This is a genomic window from Labrys sp. (in: a-proteobacteria) (assembly GCF_047605565.1).
GTDB lineage: Bacteria > Pseudomonadota > Alphaproteobacteria > Rhizobiales > Labraceae > Labrys > Labrys neptuniae.
In genome coordinates, this window is sequence record NZ_JASGFM010000071.1 from 1 (window position 1) to 14,834 (window position 14,834).

Annotated in this window: 15 protein-coding genes; 9 read left to right on the forward strand and 6 right to left on the reverse strand. The window is 65.3% G+C overall.

The window, feature by feature from the left end; translation table 11 throughout:
* On the reverse strand, nt 1-1,653 hold a 1,653-nt coding region (gene ilvD, locus QM672_RS31760), incomplete at its 3' end, for a dihydroxy-acid dehydratase (protein WP_415087298.1).
* A gap of 144 nt (nt 1,654-1,797) precedes the next feature.
* Between ilvD and QM672_RS31765 the strand changes: the two genes are divergently transcribed.
* The 7 genes from QM672_RS31765 to ptsN all read left to right on the forward strand — a co-directional run bounded on the left by QM672_RS31765 (nt 1,798) and on the right by ptsN (nt 7,253).
* Nucleotides 1,798-2,718: a LysR substrate-binding domain-containing protein gene (locus QM672_RS31765; RefSeq protein WP_415087299.1), complete on the forward strand. Its 921-nt coding sequence runs from the start codon at nt 1,798-1,800 to the stop codon at nt 2,716-2,718.
* Nucleotides 2,719-3,216, forward strand: coding sequence for a GNAT family N-acetyltransferase (locus QM672_RS31770; protein WP_311943854.1), 498 nt, complete (start codon nt 2,719-2,721; stop codon nt 3,214-3,216). It begins immediately after the preceding gene.
* A gap of 147 nt (nt 3,217-3,363) precedes the next feature.
* Nucleotides 3,364-3,741: a glyoxalase superfamily protein gene (locus tag QM672_RS31775; protein WP_311943855.1), complete on the forward strand. Its 378-nt coding sequence runs from the start codon at nt 3,364-3,366 to the stop codon at nt 3,739-3,741.
* A gap of 76 nt (nt 3,742-3,817) precedes the next feature.
* Nucleotides 3,818-4,441 (forward strand): methylated-DNA--[protein]-cysteine S-methyltransferase, encoded by a 624-nt coding sequence (locus QM672_RS31780; protein WP_415087300.1) that lies wholly within the window; start codon nt 3,818-3,820, stop codon nt 4,439-4,441.
* A 400-nt stretch (nt 4,442-4,841) separates the two neighbouring features.
* Nucleotides 4,842-5,783, forward strand: a complete 942-nt coding sequence (locus QM672_RS31785; protein ID WP_415087301.1) for a 2-hydroxyacid dehydrogenase — start codon at nt 4,842-4,844, stop codon at nt 5,781-5,783.
* Nucleotides 5,784-6,090: 307 nt separating this feature from the next.
* Nucleotides 6,091-6,672, forward strand: coding sequence for a ribosome hibernation-promoting factor, HPF/YfiA family (hpf, locus tag QM672_RS31790; RefSeq protein ID WP_068290666.1), 582 nt, complete (start codon nt 6,091-6,093; stop codon nt 6,670-6,672).
* A gap of 116 nt (nt 6,673-6,788) precedes the next feature.
* On the forward strand, nt 6,789-7,253 hold the full coding sequence (gene ptsN / locus QM672_RS31795) for a PTS IIA-like nitrogen regulatory protein PtsN (RefSeq protein WP_311943858.1): 465 nt from the start codon (nt 6,789-6,791) through the stop codon (nt 7,251-7,253).
* Between the two features lie 89 nt (nt 7,254-7,342).
* On the opposite strand, the gene dapB is transcribed toward ptsN, so the two are convergent.
* The 5 genes from dapB to QM672_RS31820 form a co-directional block, all read right to left on the reverse strand.
* Nucleotides 7,343-8,158 carry a 4-hydroxy-tetrahydrodipicolinate reductase gene (gene dapB / locus QM672_RS31800; RefSeq protein WP_367625592.1) on the reverse strand — a complete coding sequence of 272 codons (816 nt, stop codon included), beginning with the start codon at nt 8,156-8,158 and terminating at the stop codon, nt 7,343-7,345.
* 347 nt (nt 8,159-8,505) lie between these two features.
* Nucleotides 8,506-8,985 (reverse strand): ribosomal protein S18-alanine N-acetyltransferase, encoded by a 480-nt coding sequence (rimI, locus tag QM672_RS31805; protein ID WP_367625593.1) that lies wholly within the window; start codon nt 8,983-8,985, stop codon nt 8,506-8,508.
* Between the two features lie 10 nt (nt 8,986-8,995).
* Nucleotides 8,996-9,673 (reverse strand): tRNA (adenosine(37)-N6)-threonylcarbamoyltransferase complex dimerization subunit type 1 TsaB, encoded by a 678-nt coding sequence (gene tsaB, locus QM672_RS31810; protein ID WP_311943862.1) that lies wholly within the window; start codon nt 9,671-9,673, stop codon nt 8,996-8,998.
* Between the two features lie 366 nt (nt 9,674-10,039).
* Complete coding sequence (locus QM672_RS31815) at nt 10,040-10,693, reverse strand: isoprenylcysteine carboxylmethyltransferase family protein (protein ID WP_311943863.1); 654 nt, start codon at nt 10,691-10,693, stop codon at nt 10,040-10,042.
* A 258-nt stretch (nt 10,694-10,951) separates the two neighbouring features.
* Nucleotides 10,952-12,397 (reverse strand): sensor histidine kinase, encoded by a 1,446-nt coding sequence (locus QM672_RS31820; RefSeq protein ID WP_367625594.1) that lies wholly within the window; start codon nt 12,395-12,397, stop codon nt 10,952-10,954.
* Nucleotides 12,398-12,823: 426 nt separating this feature from the next.
* Between QM672_RS31820 and rpsO the strand changes: the two genes are divergently transcribed.
* Both rpsO and pnp read left to right on the forward strand, forming a co-directional pair.
* On the forward strand, nt 12,824-13,093 hold the full coding sequence (gene rpsO, locus QM672_RS31825) for a 30S ribosomal protein S15 (protein ID WP_311943867.1): 270 nt from the start codon (nt 12,824-12,826) through the stop codon (nt 13,091-13,093).
* 255 nt (nt 13,094-13,348) lie between these two features.
* Nucleotides 13,349-14,834: polyribonucleotide nucleotidyltransferase (gene pnp / locus QM672_RS31830; RefSeq protein ID WP_415087302.1), on the forward strand; the 1,486-nt coding region annotated here is incomplete at its 3' end.

Consider the following 14,834-nt stretch of genomic DNA (forward strand, 5'->3'; position numbering starts at 1 on the left):
GCTGGCCGGTCGGGCCAGGGCCGCGAACTTGGCGAGCACGCCGCGGGTATAGCGCGGGGCGGGCTGGCGCCAGGCGGCGCGGCGCTTGGCGAGCTCGGCCTCGTCGACTTCCAGCTGCAAGCTCTGGCGGCGGGCATCGATGGTGATGGTGTCGCCTTCCTGGACCAGGGCGATGGTGCCGCCCTCATAGGCCTCCGGCGTGACATGGCCGACCACCATGCCCCAGGTGCCGCCCGAGAAGCGCCCGTCGGTGATCAGGCCGACGCTGTCGCCGAGGCCGCGGCCGATGATGGCCGAGGTTGGCGCCAGCATTTCCGGCATGCCCGGCCCGCCCTTGGGGCCGAGATAGCGCAGCACCACGACGTCGCCGGGCTTGATCGCGTCCGATAGAATCGCGTCCATCGCCGACTTCTCGTCGTCGAACACGCGGGCCGGGCCGCTGATATAGGGGCTCTTCAGCCCGGTGATCTTGGCGACGGCGCCGCCCTCGGCGAGGTTGCCCTTGAGGATGGCCAGATGCCCTTCGCGATAGATCGCCTTGTCGATCGGGCGGATGACGTCCTGGTCAGCGCGCGGCTCGTCCGGCACCTGCGCCAATTCCTCGGCCAGGGTACGCCCGGTGATGGTGAGACAATCGCCGTGGAGGAGGCCGGCATTGAGCAGGATTTTCAGCACCTGCGGCACGCCGCCGGCCTTGTGCAGGTCGACTGCCATGTATTTGCCGGACGGCTTGAGATCGCAGAACACCGGCACCTTGCGGCGCATGCGCTCGAAATCGTCGAGCGTCCATTCGACCTCGGCGGCATGGGCGATGGCGAGATAATGCAGCACGGCATTGGTCGAGCCGCCGGTCGCCATGATCAGCGCCACCGCGTTCTCGATCGCCTTGCGGGTGACGATGTCGCGCGGCTTGATGCCCTTCTTCACCGCTTCCACCAGCACGCGGCCGGCCTCGGCGGCGCTGTCGATGATCTCCTGGTCGGGATTGGCCATGTTGGCCGAGTTGAGCAGCGCCATGCCGAGCGCCTCGAAGGAGGAGCTCATGGTGTTGGCGGTGTACATGCCGCCGCACGAACCGGTGGTGGGGCAGGCATTGCGCTCGATGCCGTCGAAATCCTCCTGGCTCATGGTGCCGGCCATGAAGGAGCCGACCGCCTCGAAGGCGGAGACGATGGAAAGGTCCTGGCCCTTCCAGCGGCCGGGCTTGATGGTGCCGCCATAGACATAGATCGCCGGGGCATTGGCGCGCAGGATGCCGATCATGCCGCCGGGCATGTTCTTGTCGCAGCCGCCGAGCACCAGCACGCCGTCCATCCATTGCCCCTGCACGGAGGTCTCGACGCAATCGGCGATGACCTCGCGCGAGACCAGCGAATATTTCATGCCTTCGGTGCCCATCGACATGCCGTCCGAGATGGTGGGCGTGCCGAAGAGCTGCGGATTGCCGCCGGCTTGCTTGATGGCGGCCGCAGCCGCGTCGGCCAGCGGCTGCAGGCCGGCATTGCAGGGCGTGATGGTGGAATGGCCGTTGGCGATGCCGATCATCGGCTTGGCGAAATCGGCCTTCTCGTAGCCGAGGGCGTAATACATGGCCCGGTTGGGGGAGCGGGCGACGCCCTCCGTGATGTGCCGGGAGCGTTCGTTGATCGGCATGGGATCCTCCATTGGCGGGCAAGCCGCATTCAAAATCCCGTCCATGCTAGAGCTGTTCCAATCGTTGGTAAAATATATGTTTCTGGCTATATTAGGTCGAAAAACATATTAATGAGCGATGGTACCTCATCGTGGAAGAAGACCATGGATCTGCGGCAGCTGCGCTATTTCCTCACCGTGGCGGAGGAGCTGCATTTCGGTCGAGCCGCCGAGCGGCTGGCGATGACGCAGCCGCCGCTCAGCCAGGCCATCCAGGCGCTGGAGGCCGAACTCGGCGTCAGGCTGTTCGTCCGCACCAAGCGCCATGTTGCGCTCACGCCGGTCGGGCGCGAATGGCAGGCCCATGCCCGGCGGGTGCTGGAGGACGCCAATGCCTTGCCGGAGATTGCCCGCCGCCTCTCGCGCGGGGAGGCGGGCCTGCTGCGGCTCGCCTTCGTCTCGACCGCCGACTACAGCCTGTTGCCTGACATGGTCAGCGCTTTCCGGGAGCGACACCCGGCCGTGCAACTGGCCCTCATGGAAATGACAAGCGACCTCCAGGTCGAGGCGCTGCTGGAAGGGACGATCGATGTCGGCATGGTGATCGCCTCTTCGCGCACGAGCCTGCCCGCGGCGCTCGACTACCGGCCGCTGCTGCGCGAACCGCTGGTCGCGGCCGTGCCCGAGGCCTGGATCGAGCAGAGGCGCGCGGGGTTCGCGGGACAGGCACTGCCGATCGACGCGCTGGTGGCGGCGCCCCTGATCCTGTTTCCGCGGCGCAGCGCGCCGGCTTTCCATGACCTCGTCTCCGGCTATTATGCCGCCCATGGCGCGCTGCTGCCGGTCAGGCAGGAGGCGATCCAGATGCAGACGATCATCAGCCTCGTCTCGGCCGGCATGGGGCTGGCGCTGGTGCCGCAGTCGTTGCGGCGCCTGCAGCGCCAGGGCGTGCGCTATCTGGCCTTGCGCGATGCTGCGCCCGTGATCGAGACCGGGCTGGCCTGGCGTCACGGCGATGGCGCGCCGGCCTTGCGGCGTTTCCTGGACGTCGCGGAAAAGCAAGCAAGCGGGAAGGAAGTCATCTGAATGTCCGTCATCATCCGACGCCTCGGCCCCGCTGATGGCGACGATTATCGAACCATTCGCCTCGCCGCGCTCGCCACGGCGCCGGAGGCGTTCGGCAGCACCTATGCGGCCGAGGTCGTCAGGCCGGCAGCCGCCTTCGCCGAGCGGCTGTCGCAGGCCGTGGTGTTCGGCGCCTATGGGGACGGTCAGATCGTCGGCATGGCCGGCTATCGACGCCATGACGGCCTCAAGGACCAGCACAAGGGCAGCGTCTGGGGCGTTTATGTCGAGCCGCGCTGGCGAGGGCAGGGTGTCGCCGGCGCGCTGATGGAAGCGGTGATCGAGGTCGCCCGCGGCGAGGTGGAGCAACTCCTCCTCGCTGTCGTCCAAGGCAATGATGGCGCTCTGGCGCTCTATCGCCGGCTCGGCTTCGAGGTCTATGGCGTGGAGCCACGGGCACTCAAGGCTGGGAACACCTATCTCGACGAGGCGCTGATGGTGCTTTTTCTTAAGCGCTGAGGGCCGCGCCGATACCCTATCCGGCCGGGAATTTCCTGGTTATAACCGATGTGTGGGCACCGCCTCACCGATTTCAACATGGAAGCGTGGAACCGTTCCGGCACCGCCCGAACAGGGGCTGCACGCTCCAAAGATCGAGGTTGAGCGATGAACGACATCGCCCCACACGGCATCCGCTTCGGGCGGATCGCCGCCATGCTGCCCGTCAAGGACATCCGGCGCGCCCATGATTTCTACGTCGGCGTCCTCGGCTTCGCCAAGACCTTCGAAAACGGCAATCCCGTCGGCTTCATGATACTCAAGCGCGACGATGCGGAACTGCATCTGACGCTGCAGCCGGGCCACAAGGCGCCGCCCTTCAACGTAGCGCATCTGATGGTCGACGACGCCGATGCGCTCCATGCCCTGTGCGAGGCCAATGGGCGGCGGATCATCAAACGCCTGCAGAACAAGGATTACGGCCTGCGAGCCTTCGTTTTCGAGGATCCCGACGGCAACCGCATCGATGTCGGGCAGCGCCTGTAGCCGGGCCGCAGGAATCGGGTTGCCGGCCCGCGGCCGGCAACGCACTCTCGCGCCTTTCGAGGCAGGACGAGCTGGCATGCATGCGTGGAGCGAGGACGAGGACTGGGCCGAGGCGGGCTCGAGGCGCGAACAGGAGGTGCGCGAGGCGCTGATTCGCGCGGTGGAGGAAACCCCACCCCAACTCAAGGGGCGCGACCTCCTCAAGGCTGATTGGATCGACACGCCCATCGGCGCCATGCTTGCAGTCGGCGATCGCCACGCTTTGCATCTCGTCGAGTTCTTCGATCGCAAGGCCCTGCCGGGCGAGTTGGCGCGCCTGCGCAAGGCGGCACGCTCGGCCATCGCCTTCGGGCGATCGGCGGCGATCGACGGCATCGAGGCCGAGCTGGCCGCTTATTTTGCCGGCCGCTCGCCAGTCTTCACCACGCCGCTCGCCATGCATGGCTCGGAGTTCACCAGGCAGGTCTGGCAGGGATTGAGGCGGATTCCGGCCGGCATCTGCCTGTCCTATGCCACCTTGGCCGGAAGCCTGGAGCGCCCGTCCGCCTTCCGCGCCGTGGCCCGGGCCAATGGCGCCAATCCGTTCGCCATCGTCGTGCCCTGCCACCGCCTGGTCGGCTCCGACGGAGCGCTCACCGGCTATGGCGGCGGCATCTGGCGCAAACGCTGGCTGATCGATCACGAAAAGCGCTGGGCTTGATTGCGAAAGGGCTGGGAGCGCCGGTTGAACGTCCATCGGTGTTGGGACGAAGGATTGGGCGAGATGATCGGATGCCGGTGACACTCGACGTGTGTGCCCCCTCGCCCCGTTCTTACGGGGAGAGGATAGAGGTGAGGGGTTACGCAAAGCGCTCAATTCCATGATGTCGCGCCGCCCCTCATCCTCACCTTCTCCCCGTAAGAACGGGGCGAAGGAGGCGGCTGGCGTCGCGTCTTTCGCTTTCTCCACAAAGCAATGGGCGAGCAAGTCCGCCCCAGGGAAGTGGCTTTGCAGGGCCTCGCTTGCTCTGTAAGAGGGGCGGGCCCTTTCCTCCAGAGCGGGATTTGGTGGAAAAGGCAGGAATCGCAAAGGCGCGCTTTGCTTCAGGAGACTCGTCCCCATGGCCCTACTTCTGTGCATCACCCAGTGGGAAGTCGAGCCCTGGCTCGAACGGCTGCGCCGCCTGGCGCCGGACCGCGACATTAGGGCCTGGCCCGATGTCGGCAATCCCGCCGACATCACCTATGCGGCCGTCTGGAAGCAGCCGCCGGGCCTGCTGGCGAGCCTGCCCAACCTGAAGGGCATCATCTCGCTCGGCGCCGGCGTCGACCATGTCCTGTCCGATCCGACCTTGCCCAACGTGCCGCTCGGCCGCGTGGTGGACGACAATCTCACCACCCGCATGAGCGAATGGGTGGTGATGCATGCCCTCATCCATCTGCGCAACCAGGCCGACTACTATCTGCTGCAGCGCCAGAAGCTCTGGCGCGAGGTGATGCCCTCGCCGGCGGCCCACGAGTTGCGGGTGGGGGTGATGGGGCTGGGTGTGCTCGGCGTCGATGCCATCGGCAAACTCAAGACCATGGGCTTCGATGTCGCCGGCTGGAGCCGGACGCCCAAGCAGATCGAGGGCGTGAAGACCTATGCCGGCGACGAGCTCGATGCCTTCCTCGGCCGCACGGATCTCCTGGTCAGCCTGCTGCCGCTGACGCCGGAGACCAGGGGCATCCTCAACCGGGCCTTGTTCGAGAAGCTCGCCCATGACGGCGTGCTCGGTGCGCCCATCCTGATGAATGCCGGCCGCGGTGGCCTGCAGGTGGAGGCCGACATCATCTCGGCGCTTGACGAAGGCGTGCTGCGGGCCGCGACGCTGGACGTGTTCGAGACGGAACCGCTTCCGGTGGATAACCCGCTCTGGGAGCACCCGCGCGTGACGATTACGCCCCACAACTCGGCGATCTCGGACGAAGACGCGGTGGGGCGTTTCGTGCTGCGCCAGATCGAGCGCCATGAGCGCGGGCTGCCCTTCGATGCGCCTGTGGACGCCGCCCGCCACTATTGATGCGAAAATGACCTGCTATTTCCCATAGTATTTTGATTTTGTTTGGGAAATTGAAGCCTGGGGACGTTTCGCGCGGATCGCTCCTTCGGCCTTCGGATGGCGGCGTGAAAATAATGTAACGTTGACGCCGCCGCCATACGGTCTTACCTAATGAGGGGGTGATCGCAGGGTGTGTCGCCAGTCATGGCTTGGGTTTGGCGGAGGCGATTTGGCCTCATCGACGCAAGCCATGACTGACGACACACGCTAAGGGTCACCACCCGGATGCAGGCCCCTTGGCCTGCCGTCTCAAGAAGCGGAGCGAAGCATGACGCTGCGTGTCTCAGGACAAAATCTCGACATTGGCGAAGCCTTGCGGACCCACGTTCAAGCGCGGGTCGCCGATAGCCTGTCGAAGTATTTTGACCAATCCTACACCGGCCAAGTCACCGTAAAGAAGGAGGGCACAGGTTTTCGGACTGATTGCCGCATTCACCTTCCCACCGGGCTCACCCTTCAGACCGAATCGATCGCGCATGACCCGCATGCCAGCGTCGATCTGGCGACGGAACGCCTGACCAAGCGGCTCAAACGCTACAAGCATCGCATCAAGGATTATCATGCCGGTCCGGACAACGCGACCGCGGCCGAGTCCACCGACTACGTCATTACGGCGCCGAGCGATGAGGAAAGCGCCGCCGAGGAGTTCACTCCGGTGATCGTGGCCGAGAACACCACCAAGATGAAGCGCCTGTCGGTGAGCGAGGCCGTTGTCGACCTCGATTTGACCGGTGCCGCGGCCCTCGTCTTCCGTCACGCTGGACATGGCCGCGTGAACGTGGTTTACCGCCGCCCCGACGGCCATATTGGCTGGATCGACCTGCCGCAGACAACGGCAGAGTCGACCTGACAGGCCCACCTGATCAAGCGCCCGCCTCCGAAGAATAGTTCTGAAGGGGCGGGCGCCAAGCTATTGAGCCGGCCCTTTCGCATGGGCTCCCGGCTCGAACCCCCACGAGGAATGCGATGCCTTTGAGTGATCTGCTGCCGCAGGATGCTGTGCTTCCGGCGCTGAGAGTAAACTCGAAAAAGCAGGCTCTGCAGGAAATCGCCGACCGTGCTGCTGCACTGACCGGCCTGGGCGAGCGAGAAATCTTCGATACGCTGCTCCAGAGAGAGCGCCTGGGATCGACCGGCGTCGGCAGCGGCATTGCCATTCCGCATGGCAAGCTGGCCAAGTTCAACCGGATCTTCGGCCTGTTCGCCCGCCTGGAGCGCCCGATCGACTTCGAGGCCCTGGATGGCCAGCCGGTCGACATCATCTTCCTGCTGCTGGCGCCCGAAAGCGCCGGTGCCGATCATCTGCGCGCCTTGTCGCGCATTGCCCGCATGCTGCGCGATCCCGGCATCGTACAGAAGCTGAGGGCCACCAGCGACGCAGCGGGCCTCTATTCGATCCTGTGCGAGGAGCCGGCATCGCACGCGGCTTGATTGATCGGAGCGCGGGCTTCCAGCCCGCTCTTTGAATGCAGATGCATGCAGGGGAGCAAGAGCGGGCAGGATGCCCGCGCTCCGCCCGTTCAGAAGTCTCCAAGCCCGAGCACGTCCGCCATCGAATAATAACCCGGCTTGCGGCCGAAGCCCCAGAGTACGGCCTTGAGGGCGCCCCTGGCGAACATGGTGCGGCTTTCGGCCTTGTGCGAGAATTCGAGCCGTTCGTTCTCGCCGGCGAAGATCACGCTGTGCTCGCCCACCACGGTGCCGCCGCGCAGTGTCGCAAAGCCGATATGACCCTTTTCGCGGGCGCCCGGATGGCCGTCGCGCACCCGGTCGGCATTGGCGTCGAGATCGATGCCGCGCCCTTCGGCGGCGGCCTGGCCCAGCATCAGGGCCGTGCCCGAGGGGGCGTCGACCTTGCGGTTGTGGTGCATTTCCAGGACTTCGATGTCGAAATCGGCATCCAGACTCTTGGCGACGCGCTTGACCACGGCGGCGAGCAGGTTGACGCCCAGGCTCATATTGCCGGACTGCACGATCACCGCGTGACGTGCCGCTGCCTTGAGACGGGCAAAGTCCTCCTTGGACAGGCCGGTGGTGCCGATCACATGCACGATACGCATCTGCGCCGCGAGAGCGGCCAGCTCGACGGTGGCGGCCGGGGCCGTGAAGTCGATGATGCCCTCGGCCGAGGTCAGCAGGCTGAGCGGATCGTCGGTAACGACGACGCCGTTGGCGTCGAGCCCGGCAAGCCGGCCCGCATCCTGGCCGATGGCGGGTGATCCCGTTCGCTCGATGGCGCCGGCGAGCACGACGCCCGGCGTCTCCGCGATCATGCGGATCAGGGTCTGCCCCATGCGCCCGGAGGCGCCTGCTACGACGAGCCGCATATCGGCCATGGTGAACTCCTTGCTTGCCGGGCGCGCGGACGTTCCATCCATAGGCGCTGGGAAAAGTGAAGGGCGCGACGCCAGCCACCCCTTCGCCCCGTTCTTACGGGGGAGATGGTAAGGATGAGGGGCGGCGCGACCGGATAGTCTGGACGCTTTGCGCAGTCCCTCACCCTTACCCTCTCCCCGCTTCGCAGGGCGAGGGAGACCTGACCGTTGCGCTTCTTCGCCGGTCTACCATCTCGCCCGACCGTTGTCCTAGAGCGTTTTTCAGAAAAGTTGATAGACCTTTCGATGAAGAAGGCGCACCAAAACAAGGAGTTAGAGAAAAGGTGCGATTAGCCGCGCGTGCGGGGTCATCTCAATGCCAACTCCATGATGATCGCCGTCGCCGGCGGTCCCTTGGCCCGGGCATAATAGGCTTGCCGCCTTGCGATCTCGTTGAAGCCATGGCGCTGATAAAGGCGGAGTGCCGCGACATTGTCTTCGGCGACCTCCAGGAACACCTTGTGCGCCCCTGCCGCTGCCAGCCGGCCGAGATGATGCTGCAGCAACAGGGTCGCCAGTCCCGCGCGTCGCGAGGATGGCGCGACGGCGACGGTGAGGATCTCGGCCTCGTCCACCACCAGGCGCGACAGGGCAAAGCCCGTCGGCGCTCCCTTGCCGCCCGGGCGGGAGAGATGGGCGATCGTCAGGCGATCGGCCAGCATGCGCTCGAACTCATGCGCATCCCAGCCGCGTTCGAAACCCGAGGCATGGATGGCGGCAAGACCTGCTGCATCGCCGGCCCTGGCATCGGTGACGACGGGAGGCTGTTTGCGGCCGAACCAGCTCATCGCCGTCTCCTCATAGCCGCGCGATCTGGCCGTTCTGCTGCGGCGTCGCGTCGGCCGGCTTGAGGTAGGTTGGCCTGGGCGGCGAGTCCGCGGGGTCGGCGAGCAGGCCGAGCCTGGCCACCCAGTCTATATCCGGCGCCGGGCTGGCATCGACGATCTGGCCGGCCGTACCGGCGGCCTTGGCTTCCTCGAACAGCAGCGGGGCAGCCGGCCCGGCCATCTTCACCGTCGCGGGGCCGAGCACGCGGGCCGCCTCGCGCAAGGGGATGCAGCCGGCCTCGACGATGCTGCGGCCGCGATTGGAGAAGAGTTCGAAATAGACATGGCCATGGCGCGCATCGATGGCGACGGCGACATGCTGGCCGTCATTCTCGTCGATATGGGGCGCGGCGATCGCCGCCAGGGTGGAGATGCCGACACAGGGCACGCGCAGCGACAAGGCGAAGGCCCGCGCCGCCGAGATGGCGACGCGCAGCCCGGTGAAGGAACCCGGCCCGACCGTGGTGGCGACCCGGTCGATCAGGGCAAACCCGCCCGAACGCTCGACGACATCGCGCACCAGTGGAATCAGCGCCTCGGCCTGGCCGCGCGCCATCGGCAATGTCTGCGAGACGATGGCGCCGTCGTCGGAATCGAACACGCTGGCCGAGCAGGCTTCGAGGGCTGTGTCGATGGCCAGGATACGCATGGAAAACACCTATGGCGCTTTACGATTTGGTGGATACCGGCAATCGCAACGACGCGTTCGAACGAGGAGCGAGAGCAAAAGAGCGCTTCCGTTTAAACGCGCTTTGCTCCAGGGGAGGGCCGGACCGTCCGGCAGCCGCCAAATTCCAGCGATATCGCAGGAGTTGGTGCCTGTGCAACGCTTTCCTGGGAATGCAGGCATCACAGGGGGCTCTCTCCCGGCAGTGCCCTCTCCCAGGTATTTCATTCTCCAAATGCGACGCGCCCTAAAGCGTTTTGCGATTTGATGGAATCACTTCGAATCGCAAAGACGCGTCTGAACAAAGAGTTAGAGAAAATAAGCGTTTATACTTGAACGCGTTTTGCCCTAAGGCACCAGCAGGTAGATCGGCAGATAGCCCTGATTCTGCAGCAGTTCGACCAGTTCGGCTACCGGAAAGGCGGCCAGGAACAGGCAGGCGTCGAGGAAGGTGCGCGTCACCAGCGAGGTCTGGATCTCCAGCGTCGGCACCGAGCGCCAGAGCGCGAAATTCGGCACGAAGCGGGGGACGCGGGCGCAATAGGCGTCATAGACCGCGCCGAACTTGTCGTGGAGGAACTGTTCCTCCTTGTGCGTCACGATGGTGAAGATCACCACCGTGATGGTGAAGACCAATGCCGCGGTGGTGACGGTGCCGAACTGGGCCCCTGCGCCGGCGGCACCGATGAAGGAGAAGAGGTAGAGCGGATTGCGGCAGATCGAATAGGGACCGTCCTCGACGATCAGCTGCTTCTTGCGTCCGCCGATATAGAGGGAGCACCAGGTGCGTCCGACGATGGCCACCACGATCAGCACCAGCCCGATGCTTTCGATGGTCTCGTGGAAACCGTGGCCGGCCTCGTCCTGCCAGAGGGAGTCGGTGAACAGCAGCACCACGAAGCCGAGTACGCCCAGGAGGCCGAGCACGATCCGGCGTATGGTCTGCACGGCATTGATGTCGACGGGAGTGCCGACATTGCCGCTGTCCTTGATATTGTTCATGAATCTGCTCGATTGGGGTTCCGGTCGCGCGACCAGCTCCCCAGCGTCACGCCAATGCCATCGTCCCGACACGGGACCGTCACGACTCTAGAGCAAAGCGCGTCTGGACGAAACGCCGTTTTGCTCCAACTCTTTGCTTCCAAGCCAATCCTTTCGGATTGGCTGAAACGTCTTTGCGATTCCTGGCGATTCCGCCAAATCGCACTTTGCTCTAGCGCGCCGCGTCGCGATCGTCCCTGCCGGCGCGCTGCCGCTGCTTCAAGCCGGGCGGTCGGGAATGGTGATCCGGAACGTCGCGCCGCCTCGGTCCGCCGTCTGCTCGAGCAGAGAGAGCGTGCCGCCATGGGCGCGCACGAGCTCGGCGGCGATCGCGAGGCCGAGGCCGGAGCCACCGGGGCGTGTGGAGCCCGAAAAGGCCTCGAACAGCTTCTGGCCGGCCTTCACCGAGACACCCGGACCATTGTCTGCCACGTCGATGGTCACGACGGCACCGTTCCGCCGCCCGCCGATCTCGATCCGGTTCGGCGAGGCGTCGGGTGCGACATGGCCGTCCAGGGCCTGCACGGCATTGCGGCACAGATTGAGCAGGACGCGTGAGAGCTGATCGGCGTCGGCATCGATCTGCAGGTCGGGCTCGAGCGTCTCCACCCAGATCAGCCGATCGTTCGCCTCGCCGAGGCCGAGCAACTGGCGTGTATCGGCGACGATGGGGGCGAGGGCGATCCGCCGTCGCGTGGGCAGTGGTTCGGAGGCGAGCCCATAGGACAGCGTCGACTGGCAGAAGGCGATAGCCCGGCCGATGGTCTGGATCAGTTTCGGCGCCAGCCGCTGCACGATGGGATCGTCGGTCTCGGTCAGGCGGTCGGAAAAGAGCTGCGCGGCCGCCAGCATGTTGCGCAGGTCGTGATTGATCTTGGAAACGGCGAGGCCGAGCGCCGCCAGGCGGCTCTTTTGCTGCAACATGCCGTGGAGCTGGCGCTGCATGGCGGCGAATTCGCGTTCCGCCACGCCGATTTCGTCGCTGCGGCCGGAAGCACGGATCACGCCTGCCTCATCCTCGGGGTCGGCGGCAAAACGCATCATGGCGCCGGTGAGCCGGCGCATCGGGCGCACGATGAACAAGCTGAGGGTGAGATAGATCAGGCCGGCGGTGATGGTGGAAATGGCGAGCGTGATCACCAGCCAGCGCCGGGCGAAGTCGTACATGCCCTGCTGGAGCGGCGTCTCGTCGACGACGATCTCGACATATTGCCCGTGCATGGGCGCATCGCCGACGACGCGGATGAAGCGACCCCTGGGCGCCAGCAGCGTGTCGAGCGCGTCGCCGATCGCCTCCATCGCCGTGAGGCTGCGCAGATCGGTGGCGATGGCCACGGTGGGAGGCATGTCGGAGGAAGCGAGCAATCGCTTGCTGTCGTCGGTCTTCAACGCCACCATCTTGGCACCCACCGAGGCAAGGATCTGCCGGGCGAGATCATCGGAAACCATGCCGTCGGGCGCCGCTTCCAGCACCAGCGCGGCGGTGATGGCGGAAGCGATGCGGTTGGAAAGCCAGTTGCGCCGATAGTTCGCCACCACCGGCAGGTAGACCAGCACCTCGGCCAGCAGGCCGAACAGGATGGTGAGCACGAGCAGGCGGGCCGACAGTCCGAAGCGGCCGGGCCTGTTGCCGGGCGGGGGGCTGGTGGTGGTGGAACGGGGCACGTCTTTGCCTTAAAGGAATTTAGGGAGGCTCGCCAGTGGGCTTGATGCGGTACACTTGCGTGTCTTCGAGTTGGCACAACCTTTGTCATTGCCGGGCTTGACCCGGCAATCCAGCCTCTTGCTCGATTGCGTCGGGGGACTGGATAGCCGGGTCAAGCCCGGCAATGACAAATCGGAGCGGTGTCTCCTCAAGCGAACGGCGTTCCACCCGCGCTTGCTTTTTTCTGGCTTTTTGGCCGCGCTTCGACTATAGGGCCGCATCCCGGCGCTGATGCGCTGGTTTTTGCCCGCCCCCGCCGACCCCGCTGGACGACATCCCGGCCGGGCCTTGGTGGACGGCGATCCTGGCCAGACGGCCCTTTCGTCGCAAGACGGTATCAGCAATCGCGCGCTCCGCGCCGCGATGCTTCATGAAAGGACGACCCGATGTCGATCAGCCAAGAGCGTAAGACCGCGCTCATCAAGGAATATGGCGCCAAGGCCGGTGACACCGGTTCTTCGGAAGTCCAGATCGCGATTCTCACCGAGCGCATCGTCAATCTGACCGGCCATTTCAAGTCGCATGTGAAGGACAACCACTCCCGTCGTGGCCTTCTCAAGATGGTGGCTCTGCGCCGCTCGCTGCTCGACTATCTCAAGTCGCGCGACGAAGCCCGCTACAAGTCGATCATCGAGCGTCTCGGCATCCGCCGCTAAGACTGATCAAGCCCGGAAGGCTCCATGCCTTTCGGGCTGTTCCATTTCAAGACCGGGACGCGGCGGCATGGGGCCGGCGCGAAAGCCCACGAGACCGGATAGGCAGCAGGCCATGGCAGGATCGCAGGAAGCAACCCTCGGACGTTGAACGCCAGGATGCTTCCCGCCATCTTGCGATGGCTGCTTTTGTTTCAGGCGCCATTGGTTGACGCCCTGCCTCATCCGGTCGATCCACAAGAGTAGGATTGATCCTTAATGTTCACAATTTATCGCGAAGAGCTGGAATGGGCCGGCCGCAAGCTGACCCTCGAAACCGGCAAGATCGCCCGTCAGGCCGACGGCGCCGTGCTTGCCACCTATGGCGACACCACGGTACTGGCCACTGTCGTCTCGGCCAAGGAGCCGAAGGCCGGCGTCGATTTCTTCCCGCTGACCGTCAACTACCAGGAAAAGGCCTTCGCGGCCGGCCGCATCCCCGGCGGCTATTTCAAGCGTGAAGGCCGCCCCTCCGAGCGCGAGACCCTGATCTCCCGCCTGATCGACCGCCCGATCCGCCCGCTCTTCGTCGACGGCTATCGCAACGACACCCAGGTCATCGTCACTGTCCTGTCGCATGACCTGATCAACGACACCGACGTCGTCTCGATGGTCGCCGCCTCGGCGGCCCTCACGCTGTCCGGCGTGCCCTTCATGGGCCCGGTCGGCGCTGCCAGCGTCGGTTTCATCGACGGCGCCCTCAAGCTCAACCCGACCATCGACGAGATGAAGGAATCCTCGCTCGAGCTCGTGGTCGCCGGCACCGCCGACGCCGTGCTGATGGTCGAGTCGGAAGCCAAGGAACTCTCCGAGCAGATCATGCTTGAGGCCGTGATGCTCGGCCACAAGGGCTTCCAGCCGGTGATCGAGGCGATCATCCGCCTGGCCGAGAAGGCCGCCAAGGAGCCGCGCGACTTCCAGCCTGCCGATCGTTCCGAGCTGGAGAAGGCCATGCTCGGCGTGGTCGAGGCCGATCTGCGCGCCGCCTATGCGATCACCGCCAAGCAGCAGCGCTATGCCGCCGTCGACGCCGCCAAGGCCAAGGTCGTCGCCCACTTCCTGCCGGAAGGCGTCGAGAATCCTGCCTATACCAAGCAGGAAATCGCCGAGGTGTTCAAGGAGCTGCAGGCCAAGGTCGTGCGCTGGAACATCCTCGACACCGGTACCCGCATCGACGGCCGCGACGTGAAGACGGTGCGCGCCATCGTCGCCGAAGCCGGCATCCTGCCGCGTACCCATGGTTCGGCCCTGTTCACCCGCGGCGAGACCCAGGCCCTGGCCGTCGCCACGCTGGGCACCGGCGATGACGAGCAGTTCGTCGACAGCCTGGAAGGCACCTACAAGCAGCGCTTCATGCTGCATTACAACTTCCCGCCCTATTCGGTCGGCGAGACCGGCCGCATGGGTTCGCCCGGCCGCCGCGAGATCGGCCACGGCAAGCTCGCCTGGCGCGCCATCCGTCCGATGCTGCCGGGCGTCGAGCAGTTCCCCTACACGCTGCGCGTCGTCTCCGAGATCACCGAATCGAACGGCTCGTCCTCGATGGCGACCGTCTGCGGCACCTCGCTCGCGCTGATGGACGCCGGCGTTCCGCTGGCCAAGCCCGTCGCCGGCATCGCCATGGGCCTCATCCTCGAAGGCGAGCGCTTCGCGGTTCTCTCCGACATTCTCGGTGACGAAGACCACCTCGGCGACATGGACTTCA

Excerpts from the sequence above, each read along its gene's own strand:
- hpf (WP_068290666.1), top strand. The coding sequence starts at position 6,091 with ATGACGCTGCGTGTCTCAGGACAAAATCTCGACATTGGCGAAGCCTTG.
- QM672_RS31785 (WP_415087301.1), top strand. The coding sequence starts at position 4,842 with ATGGCCCTACTTCTGTGCATCACCCAGTGGGAAGTCGAGCCCTGGCTC.
- rimI (WP_367625593.1), bottom strand. The coding sequence starts at position 8,985 with ATGAGCTGGTTCGGCCGCAAACAGCCTCCCGTCGTCACCGATGCCAGG.
- QM672_RS31775 (WP_311943855.1), top strand. The coding sequence starts at position 3,364 with ATGAACGACATCGCCCCACACGGCATCCGCTTCGGGCGGATCGCCGCC.
- dapB (WP_367625592.1), bottom strand. The coding sequence starts at position 8,158 with ATGGCCGATATGCGGCTCGTCGTAGCAGGCGCCTCCGGGCGCATGGGG.
- QM672_RS31770 (WP_311943854.1), top strand. The coding sequence starts at position 2,719 with ATGTCCGTCATCATCCGACGCCTCGGCCCCGCTGATGGCGACGATTAT.
- QM672_RS31780 (WP_415087300.1), top strand. The coding sequence starts at position 3,818 with ATGCATGCGTGGAGCGAGGACGAGGACTGGGCCGAGGCGGGCTCGAGG.
- ptsN (WP_311943858.1), top strand. The coding sequence starts at position 6,789 with ATGCCTTTGAGTGATCTGCTGCCGCAGGATGCTGTGCTTCCGGCGCTG.
- QM672_RS31815 (WP_311943863.1), bottom strand. The coding sequence starts at position 10,693 with ATGAACAATATCAAGGACAGCGGCAATGTCGGCACTCCCGTCGACATC.
- rpsO (WP_311943867.1), top strand. The coding sequence starts at position 12,824 with ATGTCGATCAGCCAAGAGCGTAAGACCGCGCTCATCAAGGAATATGGC.
- QM672_RS31765 (WP_415087299.1), top strand. The coding sequence starts at position 1,798 with ATGGATCTGCGGCAGCTGCGCTATTTCCTCACCGTGGCGGAGGAGCTG.
- tsaB (WP_311943862.1), bottom strand. The coding sequence starts at position 9,673 with ATGCGTATCCTGGCCATCGACACAGCCCTCGAAGCCTGCTCGGCCAGC.